This window comes from Rhizobiaceae bacterium (assembly GCA_023953835.1).
GTDB lineage: Bacteria > Pseudomonadota > Alphaproteobacteria > Rhizobiales > Rhizobiaceae > Mesorhizobium_G.
Genome location: JAMLJB010000001.1, coordinates 1,256,943 through 1,281,347, shown reverse-complemented (window position 1 = coordinate 1,281,347; position 24,405 = coordinate 1,256,943). Strand labels below are relative to the sequence as shown.

Annotated in this window: 22 protein-coding genes and 1 tRNA gene; 10 read left to right on the top strand and 13 right to left on the bottom strand. The window is 60.2% G+C overall.

Annotated features, from left to right (window positions below; translation table 11 throughout):
* Positions 1 to 157: 157 nt before the first annotated feature.
* Entirely contained in the window at positions 158 to 463 is a 306-nt protein-coding gene (locus M9924_05955) for a hypothetical protein (protein MCO5063945.1), read from the bottom strand.
* 208 nt (positions 464 to 671) lie between these two features.
* On the opposite strand from M9924_05955, the gene M9924_05950 reads away from it, so the two are divergent.
* On the top strand, positions 672 to 1,178 hold the full coding sequence (locus M9924_05950) for a DUF3280 domain-containing protein (protein MCO5063944.1): 507 nt from the start codon (positions 672 to 674) through the stop codon (positions 1,176 to 1,178).
* A gap of 64 nt (positions 1,179 to 1,242) precedes the next feature.
* Here the strand turns inward: M9924_05950 and M9924_05945 are convergent, their stop codons facing one another.
* From M9924_05945 to M9924_05935, 3 genes are read right to left on the bottom strand one after another with little or no spacing between them, the layout of a single operon-like run.
* Positions 1,243 to 1,488 carry a hypothetical protein gene (locus M9924_05945; protein MCO5063943.1) on the bottom strand — a complete coding sequence of 82 codons (246 nt, stop codon included), beginning with the start codon at positions 1,486 to 1,488 and terminating at the stop codon, positions 1,243 to 1,245.
* A 58-nt stretch (positions 1,489 to 1,546) separates the two neighbouring features.
* Complete coding sequence (locus M9924_05940) at positions 1,547 to 2,167, bottom strand: ribonuclease D (protein ID MCO5063942.1); 621 nt, start codon at positions 2,165 to 2,167, stop codon at positions 1,547 to 1,549.
* Positions 2,168 to 2,174: 7 nt separating this feature from the next.
* Positions 2,175 to 3,566 carry a M20/M25/M40 family metallo-hydrolase gene (locus M9924_05935; protein MCO5063941.1) on the bottom strand — a complete coding sequence of 464 codons (1,392 nt, stop codon included), beginning with the start codon at positions 3,564 to 3,566 and terminating at the stop codon, positions 2,175 to 2,177.
* Between the two features lie 391 nt (positions 3,567 to 3,957).
* Here M9924_05935 and polA point away from each other — a divergent pair, with 391 nt between their 5' ends.
* Positions 3,958 to 6,888: a DNA polymerase I gene (gene polA, locus M9924_05930; protein MCO5063940.1), complete on the top strand. Its 2,931-nt coding sequence runs from the start codon at positions 3,958 to 3,960 to the stop codon at positions 6,886 to 6,888.
* A gap of 8 nt (positions 6,889 to 6,896) precedes the next feature.
* On the opposite strand, the gene M9924_05925 is transcribed toward polA, so the two are convergent.
* The 6 genes from M9924_05925 to aroA all read right to left on the bottom strand — a co-directional run bounded on the left by M9924_05925 (position 6,897) and on the right by aroA (position 13,740).
* Positions 6,897 to 8,081, bottom strand: coding sequence for a Gfo/Idh/MocA family oxidoreductase (locus M9924_05925; protein MCO5063939.1), 1,185 nt, complete (start codon positions 8,079 to 8,081; stop codon positions 6,897 to 6,899).
* A gap of 10 nt (positions 8,082 to 8,091) precedes the next feature.
* The gene (locus M9924_05920; protein MCO5063938.1) at positions 8,092 to 9,147 is read right to left on the bottom strand and encodes a sugar phosphate isomerase/epimerase; all 1,056 of its coding nucleotides are present in this window, start codon (positions 9,145 to 9,147) and stop codon (positions 8,092 to 8,094) included.
* 171 nt (positions 9,148 to 9,318) lie between these two features.
* Positions 9,319 to 10,368, bottom strand: a complete 1,050-nt coding sequence (mgrA, locus tag M9924_05915) for an L-glyceraldehyde 3-phosphate reductase (protein ID MCO5063937.1) — start codon at positions 10,366 to 10,368, stop codon at positions 9,319 to 9,321.
* A gap of 10 nt (positions 10,369 to 10,378) precedes the next feature.
* Positions 10,379 to 11,794, bottom strand: coding sequence for an NADP-dependent phosphogluconate dehydrogenase (gndA, locus tag M9924_05910; protein ID MCO5063936.1), 1,416 nt, complete (start codon positions 11,792 to 11,794; stop codon positions 10,379 to 10,381).
* Between the two features lie 110 nt (positions 11,795 to 11,904).
* Positions 11,905 to 12,336 (bottom strand): transcriptional repressor, encoded by a 432-nt coding sequence (locus M9924_05905; protein ID MCO5063935.1) that lies wholly within the window; start codon positions 12,334 to 12,336, stop codon positions 11,905 to 11,907.
* A 57-nt stretch (positions 12,337 to 12,393) separates the two neighbouring features.
* Entirely contained in the window at positions 12,394 to 13,740 is a 1,347-nt protein-coding gene (gene aroA / locus M9924_05900) for a 3-phosphoshikimate 1-carboxyvinyltransferase (GenBank protein ID MCO5063934.1), read from the bottom strand.
* 204 nt (positions 13,741 to 13,944) lie between these two features.
* Between aroA and M9924_05895 the strand changes: the two genes are divergently transcribed.
* Both M9924_05895 and M9924_05890 read left to right on the top strand, forming a co-directional pair.
* The gene (locus tag M9924_05895; GenBank protein MCO5063933.1) at positions 13,945 to 14,334 is read left to right on the top strand and encodes a TIGR02300 family protein; all 390 of its coding nucleotides are present in this window, start codon (positions 13,945 to 13,947) and stop codon (positions 14,332 to 14,334) included.
* Between the two features lie 91 nt (positions 14,335 to 14,425).
* Positions 14,426 to 14,501: transfer RNA gene (locus M9924_05890), tRNA-Ala, on the top strand.
* Between the two features lie 172 nt (positions 14,502 to 14,673).
* Here M9924_05890 and M9924_05885 read toward each other — a convergent pair.
* The 3 genes from M9924_05885 to M9924_05875 all read right to left on the bottom strand — a co-directional run bounded on the left by M9924_05885 (position 14,674) and on the right by M9924_05875 (position 17,567).
* Positions 14,674 to 15,639 carry a LysR substrate-binding domain-containing protein gene (locus tag M9924_05885; GenBank protein MCO5063932.1) on the bottom strand — a complete coding sequence of 322 codons (966 nt, stop codon included), beginning with the start codon at positions 15,637 to 15,639 and terminating at the stop codon, positions 14,674 to 14,676.
* A 190-nt stretch (positions 15,640 to 15,829) separates the two neighbouring features.
* Positions 15,830 to 16,210, bottom strand: coding sequence for a carboxymuconolactone decarboxylase family protein (locus M9924_05880; GenBank protein ID MCO5063931.1), 381 nt, complete (start codon positions 16,208 to 16,210; stop codon positions 15,830 to 15,832).
* Positions 16,211 to 16,328: 118 nt separating this feature from the next.
* A complete protein-coding gene (locus M9924_05875; GenBank protein MCO5063930.1) occupies positions 16,329 to 17,567 on the bottom strand; it encodes a CoA transferase in 1,239 nt (412 codons plus the stop codon).
* Between the two features lie 390 nt (positions 17,568 to 17,957).
* Between M9924_05875 and M9924_05870 the strand changes: the two genes are divergently transcribed.
* From M9924_05870 to M9924_05845, 6 genes are read left to right on the top strand one after another with little or no spacing between them, the layout of a single operon-like run.
* Positions 17,958 to 18,389 carry an OB-fold domain-containing protein gene (locus tag M9924_05870; GenBank protein MCO5063929.1) on the top strand — a complete coding sequence of 144 codons (432 nt, stop codon included), beginning with the start codon at positions 17,958 to 17,960 and terminating at the stop codon, positions 18,387 to 18,389.
* A gap of 53 nt (positions 18,390 to 18,442) precedes the next feature.
* Positions 18,443 to 19,645 (top strand): acetyl-CoA acetyltransferase, encoded by a 1,203-nt coding sequence (locus tag M9924_05865; protein ID MCO5063928.1) that lies wholly within the window; start codon positions 18,443 to 18,445, stop codon positions 19,643 to 19,645.
* Positions 19,646 to 19,685: 40 nt separating this feature from the next.
* Positions 19,686 to 21,311, top strand: coding sequence for an AMP-binding protein (locus M9924_05860; GenBank protein ID MCO5063927.1), 1,626 nt, complete (start codon positions 19,686 to 19,688; stop codon positions 21,309 to 21,311).
* 2 nt (positions 21,312 to 21,313) lie between these two features.
* Positions 21,314 to 22,186, top strand: coding sequence for an SMP-30/gluconolactonase/LRE family protein (locus tag M9924_05855; protein ID MCO5063926.1), 873 nt, complete (start codon positions 21,314 to 21,316; stop codon positions 22,184 to 22,186).
* Between the two features lie 50 nt (positions 22,187 to 22,236).
* Complete coding sequence (locus tag M9924_05850) at positions 22,237 to 23,163, top strand: NAD(P)-dependent oxidoreductase (protein MCO5063925.1); 927 nt, start codon at positions 22,237 to 22,239, stop codon at positions 23,161 to 23,163.
* 20 nt (positions 23,164 to 23,183) lie between these two features.
* On the top strand, positions 23,184 to 23,978 hold the full coding sequence (locus tag M9924_05845; GenBank protein ID MCO5063924.1) for an N-acyl homoserine lactonase family protein: 795 nt from the start codon (positions 23,184 to 23,186) through the stop codon (positions 23,976 to 23,978).
* The last annotated feature ends 427 nt before the right edge of the window (positions 23,979 to 24,405 follow it).

Here is a 24,405-nt window from a genome sequence, read left to right as displayed (position 1 = left end):
ATGCGGCGATTTAAGGGGGGGTTAAAGGGAGCGAAATCTTTTCGAAATGATTTCAATCCCTTGGCGAGAATTCACAACCCCCACCACCACCAGTGCTATCTATGCTTGGATCGCGAATCTCATGCGCAAATCTGCCTTCACCCAACGGACCGGCGACCTACATGTGCCGCTGCTGCCAGCATGGCGCCTCGAATATGCGGCCGTAGGGATCACGGAACCGGCATATGTCGCCATTTCTCTGTCCTGAAGGCGTCGAAGCGGCCCCCAATACCGCCCCGCCAATTCCACCAGCCGCAGCGCCGATCAAGGTCGAGGTGGTGTTGCCACCGACTGCCTGGCCTACCAGTGCACCGCCAGCAGCGCCGAGAGCCATGCCCGTGCCCGCTCGGCGGTCTTGTTCGGTTGCGGCACAGCCGGCGAGCAGGCCGACCGCTACCAGAATAGAGGCGATGTGGAATTTCATTTCGATCTCCTTAAGCGGGAAGTTCAACCATGCTTAACAGGAAAGCTTCCGAAGTTCATGGCATTTCGCTCGCTGCACGGATGTTTGAGCGGAGTGGCGGGGGCATCCGCAAGCCTAGTTCCCCGAGGCCTTTTAAGTGATCGGCTCGGGTCGACAAAATGGGTCGGCAGTATATTCTTGGTTCAGGGCACCTTTGGAGACTTGGACGATGAGACATCGCCTTTCCGCGGTGCTTCTAGGCTTGTTTCTGCTGCCTTCGGTTTGCTCAGCAGGCAATGGAACGACCCCCTATCGAATTGCTGTCGCGAACTTTGATTTCAACGATACGTCCGGCGAACCGAACAACCAGGATTTGAAGCATTCGACACTGCTGGCTCGCTTCGATGATGCGCTGGAATCTGCCCTCGCCGATGACAGCGAGTTCAAGGTCTCTCCGCTTACCTGCCGCGACGAACCTTGCTCTCTTGCCAATTCAGGGTTGCAGGCCCTGTTGGATGCCGCAGCCGACACCGATGCAGATTATCTGCTGATCGGCCAAATGCATAAAATGAGTACACTGGTTGGGTGGACGAAGTTCGCCTTGGTGGAAATCGCGACAGGGAAGGCGGTATGTGATCGCTTTTTGACCTATCGCGGCGATACTGAAGAAGCGTGGACGAGAGCAGCAGCCGGCGTCGGTCGAGATATCAAGCGCCACTGCCTGAAGCGCTCATAGTCAGTGCTGCGTGGGAAACACGCCGCTGTCCATTGAGCAAGGGAAGGGTGCGCGCCGCCCAGGATCAATCGGCGTCGTTATCCGCTCGCGGCGACCACTGATGTGGCTCGATCCGCTTCTGGGTGGTTCCATCGATATATGCCCACCAGCCGGTATCGCTTTCATCCCAGTCGCCGCCGCCGGCCTTGAGACGGTCCAGCGAGCGGTATTGGGCGATGGATTCGTTTTCCTGTCCGTCCATGTCGGTCCAGAAAACCGTGACCTTCGAGCCGTCGCGCGGCGCGGTCGAAATCGGCTGCCTGCTGCCCATGTCGAGTCCTCCATAGATGTGCAGGGCGTGGAAACCTGCATGCAAACCGAAAGTTCCGTCAGCTGTGCGAAAAGATGTCCTGTTCGTCCCAGCCCATGAGATCGAGCTTCGCGCGCGTCGGCAGGAACTTGAAGCAGGCTTCCGCTTCCTTCATGCGACCGTCGCGATTGAGCCTCGAAACCAGTGCTTCGCGCAGCGCATGCAGGTGCAGCACGTCGGAAGCGGCATATTCAAGCTGTTCGGGGCTAAGCGTGGCGGCTCCCCAGTCGGAAGACTGCTGCACTTTCGAAAGGCTCACGCCCAGAAGCTCGTTGCAGATGTCCTTGAGGCCGTGCCGATCAGTATAGGTGCGCACGAGCCGAGAGGCGATCTTCGTGCAGAATACCGGTGTCGCCATCACGCCGAACGCGTGGAAAAGCACGGCGATATCGAAACGGCCATAGTGGAAGATCTTGGTCTTGCGGGAATCACGCAGGAGAGCGGCGAGATTGGGCGCGCGCTTCTGTCCCACCGCGATCTGCACGATGTCGGCAGTGCCATCGCCCGGCGAAAGCTGCACGACGCAAAGCCGGTCTCGGTGCGGGTTCAGGCCAAGGGTTTCGGTATCGATGGCGACACCGTCTCCCTGATAGTGGGAGAGGTCGGGCAGGTCACCTGTATGGAAACGGATCTTGCTCATGAAAGTCCTATTCGGCGAGCGCGGAGAGAATTCTTGCCCAGGCGCGCTGCCCCTTGTGGAAAGAATCGAAATTGTATTTCTCGTTGGGCGAGTGGATGCGGTCGTCATCCAGCGCAAAGCCGACCATCAGCGAATCCATGCCGAGATGGGTCTGGAAGTCGCCGACGACAGGTATCGAGCCGCCTCCGCCGAGCAGCAAGGTCGGCTTCCCCCATTCCTCGGCAAGCGCCATTCGCGCCTTGGTGAGTTCCGGTGAATCGAAAGGAAGCTGGATCGCCGGAGACCCCCCATGTGGATGGAACTCCACGGAGCAATCGGCGGGAATGCGTTTCCGGACGAAGGCGCGAAAGGCTTCCCTGATCTTCACCGGGTCCTGCTTGTGGACGAGGCGAAACGACACTTTCGCGTTTGCCTCCGCCGGTATGACGGTCTTGAAACCAGCTCCCGTATAACCCCCGGAAATACCGTTGAATTCCGCCGTGGGCCGCGCCCAGGTCAATTCCAGGATCGAGCGGCCCTGTTCGCCGGATGGAATCGAAAGCCCGATCTCTCCGAGGAATTTCTGTGGTGTTTTCCCGAGTTTTTCCCAGGCGTCCAGCACCTGCGTCGGTGTCTCCTCGACGCCGTCATAGAAGCCGGGGATCGTGACGTGTCCGTTGCCATCGTGAATGTCGGCAAGCACTTTCGCGAGGATACGGATGGGATTGGCGGCAGCACCCCCATAGTAGCCGGAATGCAGGTCGCGGCTTGCTGCCTTGACCACCACTTCCTCGCCCACCAGCCCGCGCAGGCTGACACAGATCGAAGGAGTCTGCGCGTCATACATCGACGTATCGCAAACGAGCGCAATGTCGGACTTCAATTCCGCCTTGTTGGCCTCCAGAAACGGCTTCATCGAGGGAGAGCCGGATTCTTCCTCTCCCTCGAAAAAGATCGTCACGCGGCAAGGCAACGATCCGTGGGTTTTCTTGTAGGCCCGGCAAGCCTCGACAAAGGTCATCAACTGGCCCTTGTCATCCGAGGAGCCACGCCCCGTTATGATCTTTGCGCCCTTGTCGCTCTTGCCGATGGCAGGGGCGAAGGGGTCGTCATGCCACAGTTCGATAGGGTCGACGGGCTGGACGTCGTAATGGCCGTAGAACAGCACGTGCGGCGCGTCCGGCGTTGCCCCCGCATGGTGACCGACCACCATGGGATGGCCCGGCGTATCGCGCACGCTGGCGTCGAAACCTATATCTTTCAACTCCTTCACCAGCCATTCTGCGCCCTTGCGGCATTCGCCGGCATATTGCGGATCGGTCGATATGGTCCTGATGCGCAACAGGTCGAAGAGTCGTTCGACAGAGGCGTCGAGCGAGCGATCGATTTCGTCAAGCACCGGGGCAAGCTTGCTGTTCATTGGAAATGGCCTTTCGAATCTGGTCGCTAAACTATCCAGAAGCTTCGGAAAGGCAAAGCCGGCCTGTTGAGCCACAGAAAAAACGGCAAAAAAATGCCGCCGTGGTGGAGGGGATACCACGGCGGCGCTTTTAAATGATGCGGCAGCCTGGAGAGGGGGATGAGGCTGCCGCAAACATCCGGCATAGGCGGGGGACGGGCCTTACTCCGGATTCGGCCGAAGCCGATGGTCCGTAAATGGCGAGTCGAACATGGCGATTCAAGGGCAGCCAGATTACAAGTTTGTAACCAATGCGTGAGGAATTCCGGGGCATTTCGCGCGGTACGCGCGGTGTCAGTAACCTTTCCCAAGCCATGGACAGGCGGGGTCGGGAGCGCTACCCATTCGACCCATGAAAAAAGGCGATCACCTCTTCCTTGTTGACGGCTCGGGTTACATTTTTCGCGCCTATCACGCGCTTCCGCCGCTGACACGCAAATCGGACGGGCTGCCGGTCGGCGCGGTCTCCGGCTTCTGCAACATGCTCTGGAAACTTCTCCGCGATGCGCGCAACACCGATGTCGGGGTGGTTCCGACCCATTTTGCCGTCATCTTCGACTATTCGTCCAAGACGTTCCGCAACGAGCTTTACTCCGAATACAAGGCAAATCGGTCCGCTCCGCCGGAAGACCTCGTTCCACAGTTCGGCTTGATCCGAGAGGCGACCCGGGCCTTTGACCTTCCCTGCATTGAAATGGAAGGCTTTGAGGCCGACGATCTGATCGCCACCTATGCGCGATTGTCGCGGGAGGCCGGCGGGGACACGACCATCATCTCTTCCGACAAGGATCTGATGCAGCTCGTCGGGACAACGGTTAGTATGTACGATCCGATGAAAGACCGGCAGATTGGCATTCCAGAAGTCATCGAAAAATGGGGTGTTCCGCCGGAAAAGATGATCGACCTGCAAGCGCTCACCGGCGATTCCATCGACAATGTGCCCGGCGTTCCGGGGATCGGGCCAAAGACCGCGGCGCAACTTCTGGAGCAGTTCGGCGACCTCGATACGCTTCTCGCCCGCGCCAGCGAGATCAAGCAGGAAAAACGACGCCAGTCGATCATCGACAATGCCGATGCGGCCCGTATTTCCCGGCAATTGGTGCATTTGAAAGAGGATGTTCCGGTGTCGGAAGGTTTGGACGCGTTGGTCCTGCAACCGCCGAACGGGCCAAGGCTGATCTCGTTCCTCAAGGCGATGGAGTTTTCTTCACTGACGCGCCGCGTGGCGGAAGCAAGCGGCGCGGATGCCTCGGCCATCGACGCGGCGGAAGTGGTGGTGGAGGCCGGCCAGTTCGCCCATGGTCCCGATGTGGGTTCGGGCGCGCCGCAGCCTCCCGCTGCCGATGCAAAAATGGCGGAAAGGCCACGAAGCGGCGAGATGACGCCGCTTGCGCTTGCCGATGCGCGCGCGCAGGCGGCGGTTGCGGACAAGATCGATGTCAACGCCTATGTGTGCATTCGCGACCTCCAGACTCTGGCGGACTGGATCGCCGAAGCACGCGAAGCCGGGGTCGTGGCCTTCGATACGGAAACAGATTCGCTCGATCCGATGCAGGCCGAGCTTGTCGGCTTTTCGCTGGCCACCGCGCCGGGCCGCGCCGCCTATGTGCCGCTCACCCACAAGGAAGGCGCGGGCGATCTGCTCGGAGGAGGGCTGATCGCCGGCCAGATTACCACGCGCGAGGCGCTTGCTCTGCTGCGGCCCTTGCTCGAAGACCCGACGGTGCTCAAGATCGCGCACAATCTGAAATTCGACATGCTGGTGATGAGCCGACACGGGGTGGGGGTCGAGCCCGCCGACGATACGATGCTCATGTCCTACGCGCTGGATGGGGGAACCAATGGCGGCCACGGCATGGATGCGCTTTCCGAAAAATGGCTCGGGCACGCGCCCATTGCCTTCAAGGAGGTTACGGGGACCGGCAAGTCCTTCGTCACCTTCGACAATGTGCCCATCGATCGCGCAACCTGCTATGCCGCTGAAGACGCCGATGTAACGCTGCGCCTGTGGCATGTCCTCAAGCCGCGCCTGCCGACGAAAAAGGTCGTTTCAGTCTATGAGCGGCTGGAACGGCCTCTGGTCCCGGTATTGATGCGCATGGAGCAGCGGGGCATTTCCGTCGACCGGCAAATCCTGTCCCGGCTTTCCGGCGAACTGGCGCAGGGTGCGGCCCGCCTGGAGGACGAGATTTACCAGCTTGCCGGCGAGCGCTTCACCATCGGCTCGCCCAAGCAGCTTGGCGACATATTGTTTGGCAAGATGGGCCTCCCGGGAGGCAGCAAGACGAAAACCGGGCAATGGTCGACTTCGGCGCAGGTGCTGGAGGATCTTGCCGCCGAAGGGCGCGAACTGCCACGCAAGATTGTGGACTGGCGGCAGCTTACCAAGCTCAAATCGACCTATACGGATGCGCTGCCGGGCTTTATCAACCCCGAGACGAAGCGCGTTCACACGTCCTATGCGCTTGCGTCCACGACGACCGGGCGCTTGTCGTCGTCCGATCCGAATCTCCAGAACATCCCGATCCGCACAGCCGAAGGCCGCAAGATCAGGACGGCTTTCATCGCCGATCCCGGCCACAAGCTGATTTCGGCTGACTACAGCCAGATCGAGTTGCGGGTTTTGGCGCATGTCGCTGAAATCCCGCAATTGCGTCAGGCGTTTGCTGATGGCCGCGACATTCATGCCGCAACGGCGTCGGAAATGTTCAATGTGCCGATCGAGGGCATGCCCTCTGAAATCCGGCGTCGCGCCAAAGCGATCAATTTCGGGATCATCTACGGGATTTCCGCTTTTGGGCTGGCCAACCAGCTTTCCATCCCGCGCGAGGAAGCAGGCGACTATATCAAGCGCTATTTCGAACGTTTCCCGGGGATCCGTGACTATATCGAGGAGACGAAGGCATTTGCGCGCGACAAGGGGTATGTCGAGACGATCTTCGGGCGGCGCGTGCACTATCCTGAAATCCGCTCTCCAAATCCATCGGTACGGGCATTCAATGAGCGGGCGGCGACCAATGCCCGTTTGCAGGGAACGGCGGCGGACATAATCCGTCGGGCCATGATCCGCATGGATGGCGCGCTGGAGCAGGCCGGGCTTTCGGCCCGCATGCTGTTGCAGGTCCACGACGAACTGATATTCGAGGCGATGAACGACGAGGTCGAAGCCGCGATTCCAGTCGTGAGGTCCGTGATGGAGATGGCGGCACTGCCCGCAGTGTCACTATCCGTGCCGCTGCAGGTCGATGCGCGCGCCGCCGACAATTGGGACGAGGCGCATTGAGGGCAATCCTAAAGCTTTGTCCAGGCTGCGTTTTTCTTCGACGATTTTACGCAGGCTTCGACGAAAGCGACGCCTTCGACGCCATCCTCAACGGTAGGAAAGATCACTTCCTTCGGCAGCTTGCTGCCGCGTTTGCGGGCCGCGCGAATGGCGCGCGCCGCCTCGGCATAGATATTGGCAAAGCCTTCGAGATAGCCTTCCGGATGGCCCGGAGGAACACGGGTTACACGCGCGGCGACCGGAATCGAGCCCGCACCGCCGCGCGTGATCAACTGCTTCGGTTGGCCGAAGGGCGTGTACCAGAGATAGTTCGGATCGGCCTGCACCCATTCCAGGCCGCCCTTCGTGCCGTATATACGCAGCTTCAGTCCGTTCTCATTTCCCGGCGCTACCTGGCTTGCCCAGATCATGCCGCGCGCGGCGACGCCATTCTTCGATTTGAAGCGCAGCATGATGTTTGCATTGTCGTCCAGCACGCGTCCGGCACCGAATGCGGACAGGTCGGCGGACAGGCTGTCGAGTTCCAGCCCGGATACGAAGCGCGCGAGATTATAGGCATGTGTGCCGATGTCGCCGGTCGCGCCGCCCGCGCCGGAGCGCTTCGGGTCCACGCGCCATTCGGCCTGTTTAGAACCTGACTTTTCCGCCGCCTCGGTAAGCCAGTCCTGTGGATATTCGGCCTGCACAAGTCGGATTGCGCCCAACTGGCCCGTGGCGACCATTTCGCGTGCCTGCCGGACCATGGGATAGCCGGTATAGTTGTGGGTCAAGACGAAAACGCATCCTGATTTCGCGGCGACGGCGGCGAGTTTCTTGGCGTCGGCGAGGTTGGATGTCAGCGGCTTGTCGCAGATCACATGGATTCCAGCTTCGAGAAACGCCTTGGCCGCCGGATAATGCATGTGGTTCGGCGTGACGATCGATACCGCCTCGATGCCGTCCGGTCGCTTTGACTCGGCCTTGGCCATTTCCGCAAACGTGCCGTAGTTGCGGTCGTCGGCTATGCCGAGTTCCTTGCCCGATGCTTTCGCCCGTGCGGGCTCGGATGAAAATGCGCCCGCGACAAGGTCGAATTCACCGTCTATGCGTGCCGCAATGCGGTGCACGGCCCCAATGAAGGCGCCCTGTCCCCCGCCCACCATGCCGTATCGGATGGGTCCGCTGCCGGACTCGATCGATTTACCGCTAACCATTCGATCCTCCCTATATTCCCATCATGGCGCGTAGCAGCTTCCTGTCCGTTTTGCCGCCGGCGAAATCGTCGAACGCCTTTTCAGTGACCCGGATGATGTGGCGCTGGATGAAGGGCGCACCTTCCGCCGCGCCATCTTCCGGGTGCTTGAGGCAGCATTCCCATTCCAGCACAGCCCATGAATCATAGTTGTGCTCGGTCAGTTTGGAGAAAATGCCGCCGAAATCCACTTGGCCGTCACCGAGCGAGCGGAAACGTCCCGCGCGCTGCACCCAACCCTGATAGCCGGAATAGACCCCCTGCCTGCCCGTCGGGTTGAACTCCGCATCCTTCACATGAAACGCCTTGATGCGTTCGTGATAGATGTCGATGAACTCCAGATAGTCGAGTTGCTGAAGGAGGAAATGGGAGGGATCGTAATTGATGTTGCAGCGTTGGTGACCCTTCACGGAATCCAGAAACATCTCGAAGGTCGCGCCGTCGAAAACATCCTCGCCCGGATGGATTTCATAGCACACATCGACTCCAGCCTTGTCGTAGGCATTCAGGATCGGCGTCCAACGCTTGCCGAGTTCCGCAAAGGCCTCTTCGATCAACCCCGCCGGACGTTGTGGCCACGGATAGAGGTAGGGGAAAGCAAGAGCGCCGCTGAATGTCACAGAGGCATTGAGGCCGAGATTCCGTGACGCCTTGGCCCCCGCCAGCATCTGGCCGACCGCCCATTCCTGACGCGCGTTCGGATTGTTGTGAACTTTGGCTGGAGCAAACCCGTCGAACTGGCTGTCATAGGCGGGATGCACGGCCACCAACTGGCCCTGAAGATGCGTCGAAAGTTCGGTAATCACTACCCCGGCATCCGAGCAGATTCCCTTGACCTCGTCGCAATAGGCTTTCGAGCTTGCCGCCTTCTCGAGGTCGAACAGTCGTCCATCCCAGGTGGGAATCTGTATTCCCTTGTAGCCGAGGCCTGCCGCCCATTCGGCGATGCTCTTGAGCGAATTGAACGGCGCGGCATCACCTGCAAACTGGGCAAGAAAAATAGCCGGTCCTTTGATGGTGGTCGACATTGCGAAGGTTCCTCCCAAACCATTGCGGTTGCATCCGCTTTCAGCCGCGCCGCATCGCCCCACAGGCATGGACCTGCCGGCGGAACGTTCTCCTTGCAGCGTCGAATATAGCCAGCTTGTACGGGTTTTGATCTGGCGTCAAGATCTGGTCCTACCAGATTCGGAGAAGAGCTATTTGTGACGCGAAGGGCCTTTGCGTTCAGCCGAGGCGGCCCAGAGATTGATGTCCGCGTCTTTGGCGAAGCGGTCGATCTCGGCGAGTTCGGCAGCGTCGAAATCAAGCCGTGCGAGAGCGCCGACGGATTCCTCGATCTGACGTGTGCTGCTCGCGCCGACCAGTGCACTCGTCACATGGCCACCGCGCAGCACCCATGCGAGCGCCATCTGTGCAAGGCTCTGGCCGCGTTTTTCCGCAATCGCCGCGAGGCCGCGAATGCTCCTCGTCACTGTGTCGGTCAGGAATTCGGCGCGCAGTGGGCCACCCTTGGCCAGCCGGCTATCCTCCGGCACCCCGTCGAGATATTTTCCGGTCAGAATGCCCTGCGCCAGCGGCGAGAAAACGATCGATCCAATGCCGAGTTCTTTGAGCGTGTCGATCAGTCCGTCCTCCTCCACCCACCGGTTTATCATCGAGTAGCTTGGCTGATGGATCAGGCAGGGCGTGCCCAAATGTTTGAGGATAGCAGCCGCCTCTCGGGTGCGCCGGGAATTATAGGATGAAATGCCGGCATAAAGCGCCTTGCCGGATCGCACGGCATGGTCCAGCGCTCCCATCGTCTCTTCGAGCGGCGTATCGGGATCGAAGCGATGGGAATAGAAAATGTCCACATAATCGAGCCCAAGCCGCAGAAGGCTCTGGTCGAGGCTTTGAAGCAGGTATTTCCGGCTGCCCCACTCGCCATAGGGTCCGGACCACATGCGGTATCCGGCTTTGGTCGATATAACGATCTCGTCGCGGAGACCCGCAAAATCGTCGCGCAGCATCTGGCCGAATGCCTCTTCTGCCGCGCCGCCCGGGGGGCCATAGTTGTTGGCGAGGTCGAAATGGGTGATGCCGAGATCGAAGGCGCGCCGCAACATATCCCGCTTGGCGCGGTGCGGCGTTTCTTCTCCGAAATTCTGCCACAGGCCGAGCGAAATGGCCGGCAGCTTGAGGCCGGAATGTCCGCACCTGTTGTAGATCATTGAATCATATCGCGTGTCGGCGGGGTTCCAGTTCATGGCCCGTCGCCTACACCGTTCCGCCCCACGGCCCATGGTGCGCGCCCTGTGCGTCGATCCTCTCGAAACCGTGCGCTCCGAAGAAATCGCGTTGAGCCTGAATGAGGTTGGACGTTCCGCGCGCCTGCCGATATCCATCGAAATACGCCAGCGCCGCCGATAGAGCGGGTACAGGAAGTCCCGTTTCCGCTGCCAGCGCCACCACCCGGCGTAGCGACGGATGCGCCTCTTTCATCATCTCGATGAAGGCGGGCGCCATCAGCAGGTTGGCGACCGGACCTTTGCCGAACGCTTCGGCGATGGTGCCTAGGAACTGCGAGCGGATGATGCAGCCAGCCCGCCAGATCTTCGAGACCGTGGGAAGCGGAATGTTCCAGTCAAATGCTTTCGATGCTGCGTCCAAAACTGCGAACCCTTGCGCATATGCGGAAATTTTGCCGGCAAACAATGCCAATTCCAGGTCATGAAACAGGGCTTCGCGGTCGCCCTTGATGTTTCCCGCCGCGTCCCCATAGATCTTTGCCGCGGCCTCGCGTTCCGCCTTCATCGAGGAGATGACGCGGGCGGCTACGGCGGCCTCGATCGCGGTTGCCGGCACGCCGAGCTTCTGCGCTTCGATCGCCGACCATTTGCCGGTGCCCTTTTGCCCTGCGCGGTCGAGGATCACGTCTACGATGGGCTTGCCGGTCTGTGGATCGTCAACTTCCAGCACCTTAGCCGTGATCTCGATGAGATAGGAATTGAGCCTGCCTTCGTTCCATTTGGCGAACACCGGCGCGATCTCCTTTGCGCCCATTCCAAGGCCGTCGCGCAGCACGCCGTAGATTTCAGCGATCATTTCCATATCGGCATATTCGATGCCGTTGTGGATCGTCTTGACGAAATGTCCTGCTCCATCTGGACCGAGCCAGGCGGCGCAAGGCTCGCCCTGATACTTGGCGGAAATGGCGGTTATCACATCCTCGACGCGCCGCCAGCTTTCCTCGGTGCCGCCGACCATGATGGACGGGCCGTGCCGCGCGCCTTCCTCGCCCCCCGAAACACCCATGCCGATGAAGGTCAGCCCCGTGCCTTCCAGTTCGGCGAACCGCCTGCGTGTGTCGTTGAAATCCGCATTGCCGGCGTCGATGATGATGTCGTTTGGCGAGAGCACCTCGCGCAGCAAAGCGATCTGGTCGTCCACGGCCTTGCCGGCGACGACCATGAGGATGATCGGGCGCGGAGGCCGGATCGCGGCGGCCAGTTCCTGCATGGAATGGCAGGGGACGATGCGACCGGCAAGTTCGCCCGCCTGCGCCTTGAACTCGTCGACCCGCGCGACGGTGCGGTTGAACACCGCGACGGTGTGGCCTTTTTCCGCGATGTTGAGCGCCAGGTTCGAGCCCATCGTTCCAAGGCCGATCAGGCCGATCTCGGCTTGCGCCATGTCTCAACTCCCTGTGCGTTCGGATTGGCCGGAACCGGCCTGGGTTGGGGAGTGCGATCTTTGTCCTCTGCCGCCGCCGCGTCAACAGGAATGACGCCGGGAACCGGAACCTATGCCGACCTCTTTTTACGTCCGTAGAGCTCGAGCCGGTGATGAACGATCTCATAGCCAAGCGCGCGCGCGATTTCGTCCTGCAATTGCTCGATGCGGTCCGATTTGAACTCGATCACATCACCCGATTCGATGTCGATCAGATGATCGTGATGATCGCCGCCTGCCTGTTCGAAGCGGGAAGGACCGCCTTCGAAGGCGTGCCGATGAATTGCGCCCATGGCCTCAAGCAACTTCATCGTCCGGTAGACGGTCGAAAGGGAAATCGTCTTGTCAATAGCGACGGCCCGCTTGAATATCTCAAGCGCATCTGGATGATCCTCGCTTTGCGAGAGAATGCCGACGATCAGCTTGCGTGGCCGCGTCACACGCACGCCTGCCTTGCGCAGCATGCGCTCGTAATCCGGCTTGCGGGTCGGTGCGGCGATCATGTTGGGAGTATGCGCCAGTTGACAATCAGTTGCAAATGAACCGCGATGCGACGTCGGTCAGGAAAGGTCGATTGACGCACCCAGTCCGGTCATCAGATCCATGAATTCCGGAAAGCTCGTCGCTATCATCGACCTGTCGTCGACGGCCACGGGTTTTTCAGCGGCGAGGCCCATGACGAGGAAACTCATGGCGATGCGGTGATCCAGATGCGTGGCGACCAAACCGCCGCCGAGGCCCTTGCCTCCGGGCAAGCCGCGCACCGAAAGGCTGTCCTTTCCCTCCGTGCAGTCTACACCGTTGGCTTCCAGCCCGCGCGCCACCGCCGCCAGCCGGTCGGATTCCTTGACGCGTAATTCGTCGAGGCCTTCCATCAGTGTTTCGCCTTCCGCGAAAGAGGCCGCGACAGCAAGCACCGGATATTCGTCGATCATCGACGGAGCACGGCCAGGCGGAACCGTTACGCCTTTTAATTCCGAAGACCGGACCCGCAGGTCCGCAACGCTTTCTCCACCCGCGCTCCTTTGGTTGAGGAGTTCGATGTTCCCGCCCATCTCCTGAAGCGTGAGGATCAGGCCGGTTCGCGTCGGGTTCATGAGGACATTTTCGATGACGATGTCTGAACCCGGAACGATCAACGCAGCCACCAGCGGAAATGCTGCCGAGGAAGGATCGCCGGGAACGGAAATGGTCTGTCCGGTCAGTTTGCCCTGTCCCGCGATACGGATATAGCGAACGCCTTGTGCGTCCGTGTCCACTTCGAGGTCTGCGCCAAAGCCTTTCAGCATCTTTTCCGTATGATCGCGGGTCATGACCGGCTCGATGACGGTGGTGATGCCCGGCGCATTCAATCCGGCCAGGAGAACCGCGGATTTCACCTGCGCGGACGCCATCGGCACACGATATTCGATCGGAGCGGCATGTTTCGGCCCATGCAGGGTCAGCGGCATGCGATCTCCCGGCATGGCGTCGACAACCTGCACGCCCATCAATCGCAGCGGATCGAGCACGCGGCCCATGGGCCGCTTGGAAAGCGAGGCGTCGCCGATGAAAGTTGTTCGCATGTCATAGGTGCCGACCAACCCCATTGTCAGGCGGGACCCGGTTCCGGCATTGCCGAAATCAAGCGGAGATTCGGGTTCCAGCAAGCAGCCATTGCCGACACCCTGGATGACCCATTCGTCGCCTTGCCTTGAGATGGCGGCGCCCATCGCCTTCATGGCTTCGCCCGTGCGCATTACGTCCTCGCCTTCGAGCAGGCCGGTGATACGAGTCTCGCCCGAGGCCAGGCCGCCGAACATGAAGGATCTGTGGGAGATGGACTTATCACCCGGAACGCGTGCCGTGCCCGAAAGCGAAGATGAGCGCCGCGCAGTCGCGGGGTTTGGAACGGCGTCATGCGCCATTGGCGAAATCCTGAGTCTTTTCGGCCACGGGCCGCGGGTGGTGTCGGTTGCGGGGTCTAACTATCATGGCGTCCGGAAACCGTCACCACCCGAAATTGCCGTGAGAACAGCCGGAAATCGGCCATTGGGCCGCATTGTGATTTGTCTTTGACAGCGTGGAAAAGTGTGAGTAAGGGGACCCCTGTTTTTTCGACGAGGCGTGACGTGGCGAAGGCTGAACTGGGCACAAAGCGGATCGACCCGGAGACGGGCCGCAAATTCTATGACCTGAACAAGGATCCGATCGTTTCCCCCTATACGGGCAAGAGCTATCCGCGATCCTACTTCGATGCCGGCAACGAAAAAGGTGTCGAGGAAGAAGAAGAGGTGGAAACCAAGGAAATCGACGCCGAGGAAGAGGGCGCGGAACTGGTTTCGCTGGAGGATGCGGACAGTGAGGCATCCGGCGGGGACGATCTTCCCGATATTGACGACGATGACGACGACGTCGATCTCGGCGACGACGATGACGACACGTTCCTTGAGGAAGAAGAGGAAGGTGACGACGACGTTTCCGACATTATCGGTGTTGGTGACGAAGACGAGGAAGGTTAGGGCCGTTTTAGACCTTGATCTTGTATTGAGGGCGGTCTAGAAGCCGCCCTCGAACGGTGCCCCCAAGCACCGTTGCCGCCGAAGCGGCAGTGGGGCCATAGCTCAGTTGGGAGAGCGCTTGAATGGCATTCAAGAGGTCGTCGGTTCGATTCCGATTGGCTCCACCAATCAGTCCCGGTGTTTCCTGCCTTACTGCTCGTCTCTCAAAACCTCGGTGTTTTCCATGGGTTACGATTGCCTGACGGTGAAGGCTTGGCGAACTAAGTATCCGAGCCTTGTTCGAGGATGCGCCACACCTTCTTAGGTACGATGACACCGATAGCTTCCACGGCTGCAACTTTACGATGCTTTGTGGTTTAACTGAGTTCCTTGCCAGCTAGTATTCCTGAGCGGCATCCAGGTTCCGTCGTCGACAAGATCGCGGACCAGTTGGGTAACTGTCTTTGCAAGGAAGCGCGTGGTGAACGTAATCGGCCTCTGGGTCGATGTGGCGAGAACCAGGCGGCGCGAAAGGCAAACATCTTCGATGCGCATGGCGACAAGCTGGCCCGCATTGACCTTTTTGATGACGCTCGCATAGGGAAGCACGGTGTAGCCCACACCCAGCTCCACGAGCTGCAAGGTGGTGCTGAGGCTGTCGATCTCGCATTCGATATTGGCTGTCACGCCCACGCTTCCCAGTATCGATTCGACAAGCGCCCGGATGCCATGCGGAGGAGATGGCAGGATCAACGGAAGCTGGCCAAGCATGGTCGCTGACACGGGGCCGGTGCGCATGTATTCCGGTGTGCTTGCGGGACCGACCAGCAACAATTCCTCGTCGATCAGCGTCTGCGTCATCAGCGTCGAAATTTTCGGCGCGTTGTAGAGCACGGCGACGTCGATCTTGCCGTTCGCGAGCCACTCCAGCACGTGGCCGTTGAAGCCTTCCTGCACGCTCAGCCTGATCTGGGGATAGATCTCCCGAAAGCGAGTGATGAGCGGAACGGACAAGACCGGCGCCATGGAAGGCGGCAAACCAATGGCGAGCTTGCCGGTCGGGCTGGCGCGAAGGGTGTCGACATCGGCCCGGATCATTGTTTCTGCATCGACGATCGAGCGCGCGTGATCGATCAGCCGATTGCCGGCTTCGGTCAGCACAATGCCGCGACCGTTGCGGTACAACAGCGCGATGTTCAGTTCTTCTTCAAGCTTTTGAACCTGTCGGGAAAGCACTGACTGAGCCATCGAAAGCGCCACTGCCGCCTTGGTGAACCCGCCATGATCCGCCACGGCAAGAAAATATCTTAGCTGCTTAAGTTCCAAAAACGCCTCCCAACCACACAAGTCCGCATGAACTTCCGCCTAGAGCGCAAAACTATCATGGTGTGAGGCCAAGGCAAACGGCATTGCATCGCAATGTCGGCAGGCAGCCCCGGAGCGCGGAGCCGCTATGGAGTGGGAGGCTTACCCTGTGTCGCCGCAGGCGATTTCAATCACATTCGTGGTAAGCTGCCTAAGCTTTGTCGATCTCCGCGAACACCTTGCGGGCGGTGCGGAAACTGTCGATCCCCGCCGGCACGCCGCAATAGATCGCCACCTGCATGAGCACTTCCGAAATTTCTTCGCGCGTCACGCCGTTGTTGAGCGCGCCTTTCACGTGGATCTCGAGTTCGTGCGGTCGGTTGAGCGCGGAAAGCATGGCGAGGTTCAGCATGCTGCGCGTCCGGCGATCGAGCCCTTCCCGGCCCCAGACCGCGCCCCAACAATATTCGGTAACGAGTTCCTGCAAGGGCCGGTTGAATTCGTCGGCGTTCTTGATCGAGTTTTCGACATAGGTCTTGCCGAGAACCGCGGTACGGATTTCGAGCCCCTTGTTGAAGGTCTTGGTGTCCATTGAATTTTTCCTGGTCATCAAAATCGCCGCAATACGTTGTCGCGGACTGGACTGCACTATGCATATGGGAACACCGAGTAATAGCCTGCGGATCGCTCATAGCTGGTATCTCGATTGGTCATCGCAGCGTGCCTGCGGCAGGCCCGGCAGCAAGACCTGCGTCGTGCAACTGACCGATCTCGCGCGATGAAAGTCCGAGGATCGAGGACAGGATTTCATCTGTGTGCTCGCCCAACGCCGGCGAACGCCGCGGAGGCTTCCGCCCGAGATCGCCAAAGTTCACCGGTGCGCCACTTGCATGATAGCGCGCACCTCCGGGAAATTCGGTCATGGAGAACAAGTCATTGCTGTCCGAGATCAGCCGCCCCGGACCGATGACATCCGTGAGCCTGTTGCAGGGAGCCCAGCACACCGCCGTCCCGCGGAATATCCGCTCAAGCTCCGCGAAGGCGATATTCGCCACGGTGCGTTCGACAAGGTCATTCAAAGCGTCGCGATTGGCGAACCTGGCGGATTCGTCCTTGGCGAAATCCACGCCCAGGTCACGCTCGATCGTGCGAACTTCTTCACGAATGTCGAGCGCACCCGAAAGCGCCAGCCAGTGCCGCTCGGTCAAGGCCAGGATGAACACCTTCTTTCCGTCCGCCGTTGTGAAATCCTTGCCGAATCCCCCGAAAAACTGATTGCCCATCCGGGGGCGATCTTCCCCACTCAGTTCCGCTTCGGCGATCATTCCAAGGTCGGACAGCACCGACATGGCGACATCCCCAAGAGCGATGCGAATATCGGATCCCAATCCCGTTGCACGGCGGCGGCGCTCGGCGGCCAGCAGCGCAAAAGCGCCATGGCCGGCGACGGCAATATCCCACGGCGGTATCACGTTGTTGACCGGGGCATCTCCTGCTCCTTCCGGGCCAGTCATCATGGAGACGCCGAGTGTGCTGTTCACGGTGGCGTCCGTCGCTGAACTGCCGTCGCCCCATCCGGTGACACGAACGGTAATCATATCCGCCCTGCGGCGGGACAACACCTCATGTGACAGGAAGCCATCGACAGGGTAGTTCGTAACCAATAGGCCGGCTCCGTCTCCTGCCGCTGTCGCGATGGCAATGGCGAGGTCTCGGCCTTCGGAACTTCTCAAGTTCAGCGCAACCGATCTCTTCGCCTTGTTCAGCCCCTGCCAGTAAAGGCTTGTTCCGTCTGCGGTGATCGGCCACCGATGAGCGTCCGGTCCACCGCCGATCGGGTCTATGCGTATGACGTCCGCGCCGAGGCGGGCCAGATTGAGCGCACAGAGCGGCGCAGCTACAAAGGATGCAGCCTCGACAATGCGCAGATCGGAAAGAAGGTCATACATGCTTCATGTCTGCTCCGGCTGTGCCGGAGACAATCTCCGGCGCAGATCAATTACTGCATGCGGAAACAAGGTACCCGGCATAGCAGATATTCATTTCAAGTCTGCCTTTGGATCAGTGTACGAATGAACCCGGCAAAGGGCTATGCGGACCCTGCATAACTAAAATGCCATTTGCGCTCATTGCCTGCCGGCAGGGCTGCGACTAATCAAAACAATCAAAAAATACGCCATGCGCGGATAGGGAGAATCGTTCCGACAGGTCCGCATGGCATGTCGATTCAGCGGATGGCCAGCGACGTCGAAACCGACCTCGCACCAAGCGGGCAGACCTTCCGAAACGAATGGCGCTGTCCATATGAGTCCATGTCCTGGAGCCAACGGGAAGACCAGATGAGCTACCTACCGAGCACAATGCCTTCACCGGAACCCACACCGGATGACAAGCCGTTTTGGGAGGCATGCGCCAGGCGCGAATTGCGCATACAGCGATGCGCCAAATGCGGCCTGTTCCGCCATCCTCCGACACCTGTTTGTGGCCGCTGCGGCAGCACCAGCAGCGAATGGCCGGAAGTTGCAGGCACGGGCACGGTCTTTACATATACGATTGCGTATCACCCGACACACCCCGCCCTCAAAGGCGCGACGCCCTATAACATAGCGGTCGTCCTGCTCGACGGCGCCGACGAGGTGAGAATCGTTTCGAACGTCATCGATGCGGCTCCTGAGGAAATGGCCGTCGGCCTGCCGGTGACTTTGGTCTGGGAGGAGGCGGGCGAAGGCATGTTCCTGCCCCGTTTCCGCAAACAGGTCGCCCCCGGCTGAGCTTGGTCCTTACCCAACATCAAGACGCGGCGAGCAGCAAGGAAATCGCATCAATGGCAAATATCGGTTCAACAGCACCTGAAGCGAAGTTCGCCGACAAGACCGCAATTGTCGGCATGGGTGCGACGGAGTTCGCCAAGCGCGGCGGGATAATGGACCGCACCGAATTCCAGCTTTGCTGTGAGGCGATCCAGGCCGCCGCTGAAGACGCGGGAATCGATGTCAAGGAGATCGACGGCTTCTGTTCCTACGCACAGGAGCGACATGAGCCCGTGCTTGTGCAGGTAGCCCTCGGCATACCGGAACTGAGGTTTTCCAACCTCGTGTGGGGCGCGGGCGGCGGCGGCGCTTCCGGCTCCGTGATGGATGCCGCGCTGGCGATCCACGCCGGCATCTGCCGCTACGTCGTGGTGTATCGATCGATCTGTCAGGGCCAGTACGAGCGCTACGGCCAGTATCGGCCGCGCCCCATCGGCGGGTCCTACATGGCGCCATTCGGACTGATGAGCCCGGCCCAGATGGCCGCGCTGCCGTTCCGTCGGCACATGCATCTCTACAATACGCCCGTCGAGGCGCTTGGGCACATTGCCGTGACGTTCCGGGAACACGCGCTGCGCAATCCGGTTGCAATCCAGTACGGCAAGCCGCTCGACCTTGAAGGGCATGCCAATTCGAGGATGATCACCGATCCATACCGTCTCTATGACTGCTGCCTGGAGTCGGACGGCGCAGCCGCCGTCATCGTGACCTCCCAGGAGCGCGCAAGGGATCTTCGCCAACGGCCTGTGCGTGTGCTTGCGGCAGCTCAGGCGAGCGGCCCCGGCTGGGGCCTTGGCTCGTCCGGCTCGAACAACATGCCGATCAACGACTATCACACGACCAATTCCCGCGCCCTCTCCAAGCTGCTGTTCGGCATGGCGGGCATGTCTCCGAGCGATCTCGATTGCGCGCAGATCTATGACGCCTTCAGCGGCCTTATCATCATGGCGCTGGAAGACTACGGCATCTGCAAGCCTGGCGAGGCCGCCGCCTTTGTCATGGAGGGCAATCTCAGTTGGTCCCGGAAAGGGAAGCTGCCGTCGAACACCGCAGGCGGCCTGTTGTCCGAAGGATATCTTCAGGGGTTCAACCTCATTCTGGAAGGTGTGCGGCAGATACGCGGAACATCCACGACGCAGGTCGAGGACACGGAAACCTGCCTGATCACTAGCGGCGGCGCACAGGCACACAAGAGCGCGCTGATCCTGGCCAGATGAACCGCGCAGGTGAAGCACCTCGATCAGAACAGCATACAAGATGTTGAGTGAAGTGGAAAAGACGTCGGAAATATACCTGCCGCTCGGGCAGCGCGTTCTCGGACCTCTGCTTGCGGACAGGGCTCGAACCGAGGGAGAGCGCCCCTATCTGACCTTTTCCGGGCGCACTTTGAGCTACGCGCAAACAAACCGCGACGTGCGCGCCATCGGAGGCGCGCTTCGCCGGCTTGGCGTGCAAAAGGGCGATATGGTCACGCTGCTCGCGGGCAACAGCGTTGAATTCGTGCTGACCTGGTACGCATGCTGCGTGGTCGGCGCCGTCTTCGTGGGCGTCAACCTATCCTATACGGGCGATATGCTCGACTATGTGATGAACGACAGCCGGCCGCGCGGAATGGTCATCGACCGACGCTTGATCGGGCAGTTGGCCACGCTGCCGCAGGAGACCCTTGAGCGTCTGGACTGGGTGGCTGTCATCGGCGGCACGGACGGTCTGGAATTGCCCGCGGGACCCAGCCGATATTTCGATTTCGGTGACATGCTGACCGGGCAAGGGGATGACCCGCAGGTCGATTGTACCTTCGGCGACATCAATTGCGTGTCCTACACTTCAGGGACGACCGGTCCGTCGAAGGGCGTCCTGATTCCGAACGGGCTGGCTTTCGCCAACGCGGTCACCTTCATGCGCGCGGTCGGGTTGGGACCGGACGACATCCTCTACACGCCCCTGCCGCTTTTCCACGGAATCGCGAGCCGGCAGGGCGCGCTTTCGGCTCTTGTCGCGAAAGCCCAAGTGGTGATTGACGAGAAGTTCAGCGCCCGGCAGTTCTGGCGCCGTGCGACGGAAACGGGCGCAACCGTCGCCCACACCATTTTCACCATTCCAGTCATACTGAAAACTCTACCCCCCTCGGAATGGGATACGGCACACCGCCTGCGCGTGATGTACAACGCCCATCAGGACCCCGAGTTCGAGGCCCGCTTCAATGTGCGCCTCGCAGAGGCCTATGGCCTTACGGAGACCGGGCTGACCATTTTCACGCCTTGGCCTGAAAGCCGTCGCGAGGGCTCCAGCGGGCGCGCGCACGAGGATTGGGAAATCGGCATCGTCGACGACAATGACGTCCCCGTCGCCGACGGCGTCGTGGGCGAACTCGTGGTTCGACCGAAGCTGCCCTCGATCCTGATGCAGGGCTATCACAACAAGGACCGCGAAACGCTGGCGGCATTCCGCAATCTCTGGTTCCACACCGGTGATTTCGCGCGGCGCGACGCGGACGGATATCTCTACTTTGCCGGACGCAAGAAAGAACGCATCCGCAGGCGCGGCGAAAACATCTCCGGCTACGAGGTCGAACAGATCATCGCCCGGCACCCGGAAGTATCCGAAGTGGCCGCCCTGCCCTATCCCGCCCCCGCAGGTGAAGACGACCTGCGCTGCGTCATCGTGCGTGCGGAAGGGTCGACGCTGTCGGCGGAGGCGCTGGCGCAATGGCTTGAAACCCGCATGCCGCCGTTCATGCAGCCCCGCTACATCGAGTTCACCGACGACCTGCCCCGGACCGCGAGCGCCAAGGTCGAGAAGTACAAGCTGATCGAAGCAGGATTGGGCTCTTCCGTGTGGGACCGGGAGGGACAGGTACGTCCCGGCGGCGTGGCAGGATGAGAATGAAGCTCGACGTCGAACCGCTGGCGGATGTCGCCGCCGAACTCGGGGAAGGCCCGCTGTGGTCTCCTGCGGAAGGCGCGCTGTACTGGTTTGACCTGCTTGGTCGCGTGATTTTCCGGACCGATGCGACAACGGGCGACACTGCGCGCCTTGCGATCTCCGGCATGCCCACGGCGATCGCGTTGCGCAAGGGAGGCGGACTCCTTGCCGCGCTTCGCAACGGCTTCGCTTTCATCGATTTCAATGCCGGAACCGAGACCCGGCTGCCGTCGCCGATGGATTTTTCCCGGGAGCGCTTCAACGACGGCAAATGTGACCGACGGGGCCGATTTTTCGTCGGATCGATGGACAAGACGCTCGCCGAGCCAATCGGCGGTCTTTTTCGTCTGGATCCCGACCAATCCTTCACGCGCCTTGCCACAGGCATGACCCTGTCGAACGGTCTCGCATGGTCGCCCGACGACCGTATTCTGTACCACTGCGACTCCCGGCCCGGTTACGTTTACGCCTACGACTATGACATCGAAACAGGCGGCGTGGCTGGCCGGAAACTGCATATCGACTTCACCGGGACCGGCATACACCCCGACGGCTGCACCGTGGATGCCGAAGGCTGCCTGTGGATCGCAGAACTGGGTGCGTGGACCGTCGGTCGCTATGACCCGGCGGGAAAGCGCATCGGCGGAATCGAACTGCCGACGCGGAGGGTCACCAGCGTGACATTCGGTGGTGACGATCTGGGAACGCTTTTCATCACCACGATGCGCAACAACCTGACCGACACCGAGCTGGGCGAGCAGTCACACGCGGGAAAGGTGTTCGTCGCGCGACCGGGCGTCATGGGAATAGCCGAAGTGCCGTTCGACGGTTGAGGCGTTTGGGAAAAATCGAAAATTCGTTCAGGCGTAAAGGGACCAAAAAGTTGGACACGGATCAAGCGAGAAGGACCATGGACGAAGAAATCGGTTTCATCGGCCTCGGCAACATGGGCGCACCGATGGCGCGCCGCCTTGTCGATGCAGGCTACAAACTGGTCGTAACCGACATCAGCGAAGACGCCCGGCACAAGTTCGAGGCGCTCGGCGCCCGCTCGGTTGGCAGTGCGAAGGAAGTCGCGGACGCGGCCGAGACCGTGTTTGCGAGCCTGCCCACCCCGTCAATCGTCGAGGCGGTCACCATCGGCCCCGGCGGCCTCATGGAGGGTGCACGCATAAGGCGCTTCATCGATCTTTCAACGACTGGCGCGACAACCTCGAAGCGCATTTCCGAGAAGCTGGCCGAGCGCCAGATAGCCCACTTCGACTCGCCCGTTTCGGGGGGGAAATCGGGCGCCGAACGCGGCACACTTGCGGTCATGGTGTCAGGTCCCCGGCATGAATACGCCGAAATCGAGCCGATGCTGAAGAACATCGGAAAGCTGTTCTTCATCGGCGAAATATCAGGCGTCGGTCAGACCATGAAGCTGATCAACAATCTGCTCTCCGCAACTGCGTTGGCAGCCACCTCGGAAGCGGTGGTGATGGCCGTGAAGGCGGGCATCGATCCGAAGATCGCAGTGGAAGTCATCAATGTCGGCTCCGGCCGTAACAGTGCTTCGCAGGACAAGTTTCCCCACGCGATTCTTCCGCGCAAATTCGACTACGGCTTCACCACCGGCCTGATGTACAAGGACGTAAGGCTGTGCATGGATGAAGCCGAGGCGCTCGGCGTCCAGATGTGGGTCGGCAATACGGTCAAGCAGCTCTGGCAACTGGTCAACAACCAGATCGGACCGGAATCCGACTTCACCCAGGTGGTTGAAATGCCGGAGCGTTGGGCGGGCGTTCAGGTCGGGACAAAAGAAGGCTGACGGCGCCGCGCGGGGGAAGCATGGAGGACGACAAATATCGAATATACATGCTTCGCTACGCGCGGGCGGACAGGCGTCGGGCCGAGAATTTCATGGACGGCGATCCGCATGACGGCCCGATGCCTATCGACTATTTCAATTGGGTCATAACCAACGACAAGCGCACTTTCGTCGTCGACACGGGTTTCGATGAAGCGATGGCGAAGCGCCGGGGCCGACAAATGCTGAAGCCAGTCGGCCTTGGGCTGAAAGCGATCGGCGTCGATCCGGAAGGCGTGACCGACGTCATCATCACACATATGCACTACGATCACGCCGGTAACGCCGATCTGTTGCCACGCGCGCGCTACCACTTGCAGTCATGCGAGATGGCGTTCGCGACCGGCCCCTGCATGTGCCACCAACTGCTGAAGTACCCGTTCGAAGAGGAAGACGTGGTTTCGATGGTGCGAAAGGTATTTGCCGGTCGCGTCGAGTTCTACGATGGCGACGTCGCAGTCGCGCCGGGCATCACGGTCCACAAGATCGGTGGCCATTCGCGCGGACTACAGGCCGTTCGCGTCAACACCGAGCGCGGCCCCGTGGTGCTGGCAAGCGATGCATCGCACTACTACGAACACATGGAACAGGATCGCGCCTTTACCATCTTTGAAAGCCTGTCGGACCTGCTTGAAGGCTATCGCAAGCTCAAGCGCCTTGCGCCTTCAATGAAACATATCGTGCCCGGCCACGATCCCAAGGTATTCGAAAGATACCCTTGCGTCGAAGGCATGGAAGGCTGGGCGATCCGCCTGGACCTTTCCCCTTCCCGATAGAGATACGGCCTTACCGGCATACAGTCGCGGCGAGTTTCTCGCGTGCCTGCAACGCGCCGGCTTTGCGTTATGTGCATTGGGCATCACTCATGCCAACGGGGCATAACTAGAATGCCTCCCACGTTCATTGAATGTCATCTGCACGGCAGGTACATACTTCAAATATAGAGAAAATCTGCTCGGAGGAGGAGTAGGAGCTGTCCGGCAACCGATCGAAGTGACTGTCTTGCTGGCTAATCTTTTCCAGCTCATGCGGAACGCGATCGACATACGTTAAGGACCCCTATCGGCATTCTTCACGGGTTCTGTTTTGCAAAGCCGAAAGCGCGGGAAACAACCAACCTTCGGAAGATTTCACAAGAGCATCCAGTTCAGGACGCTCCAATGTCCGAAACGCAGGTTTTCCCAGGCGCAATGCACGAACGAA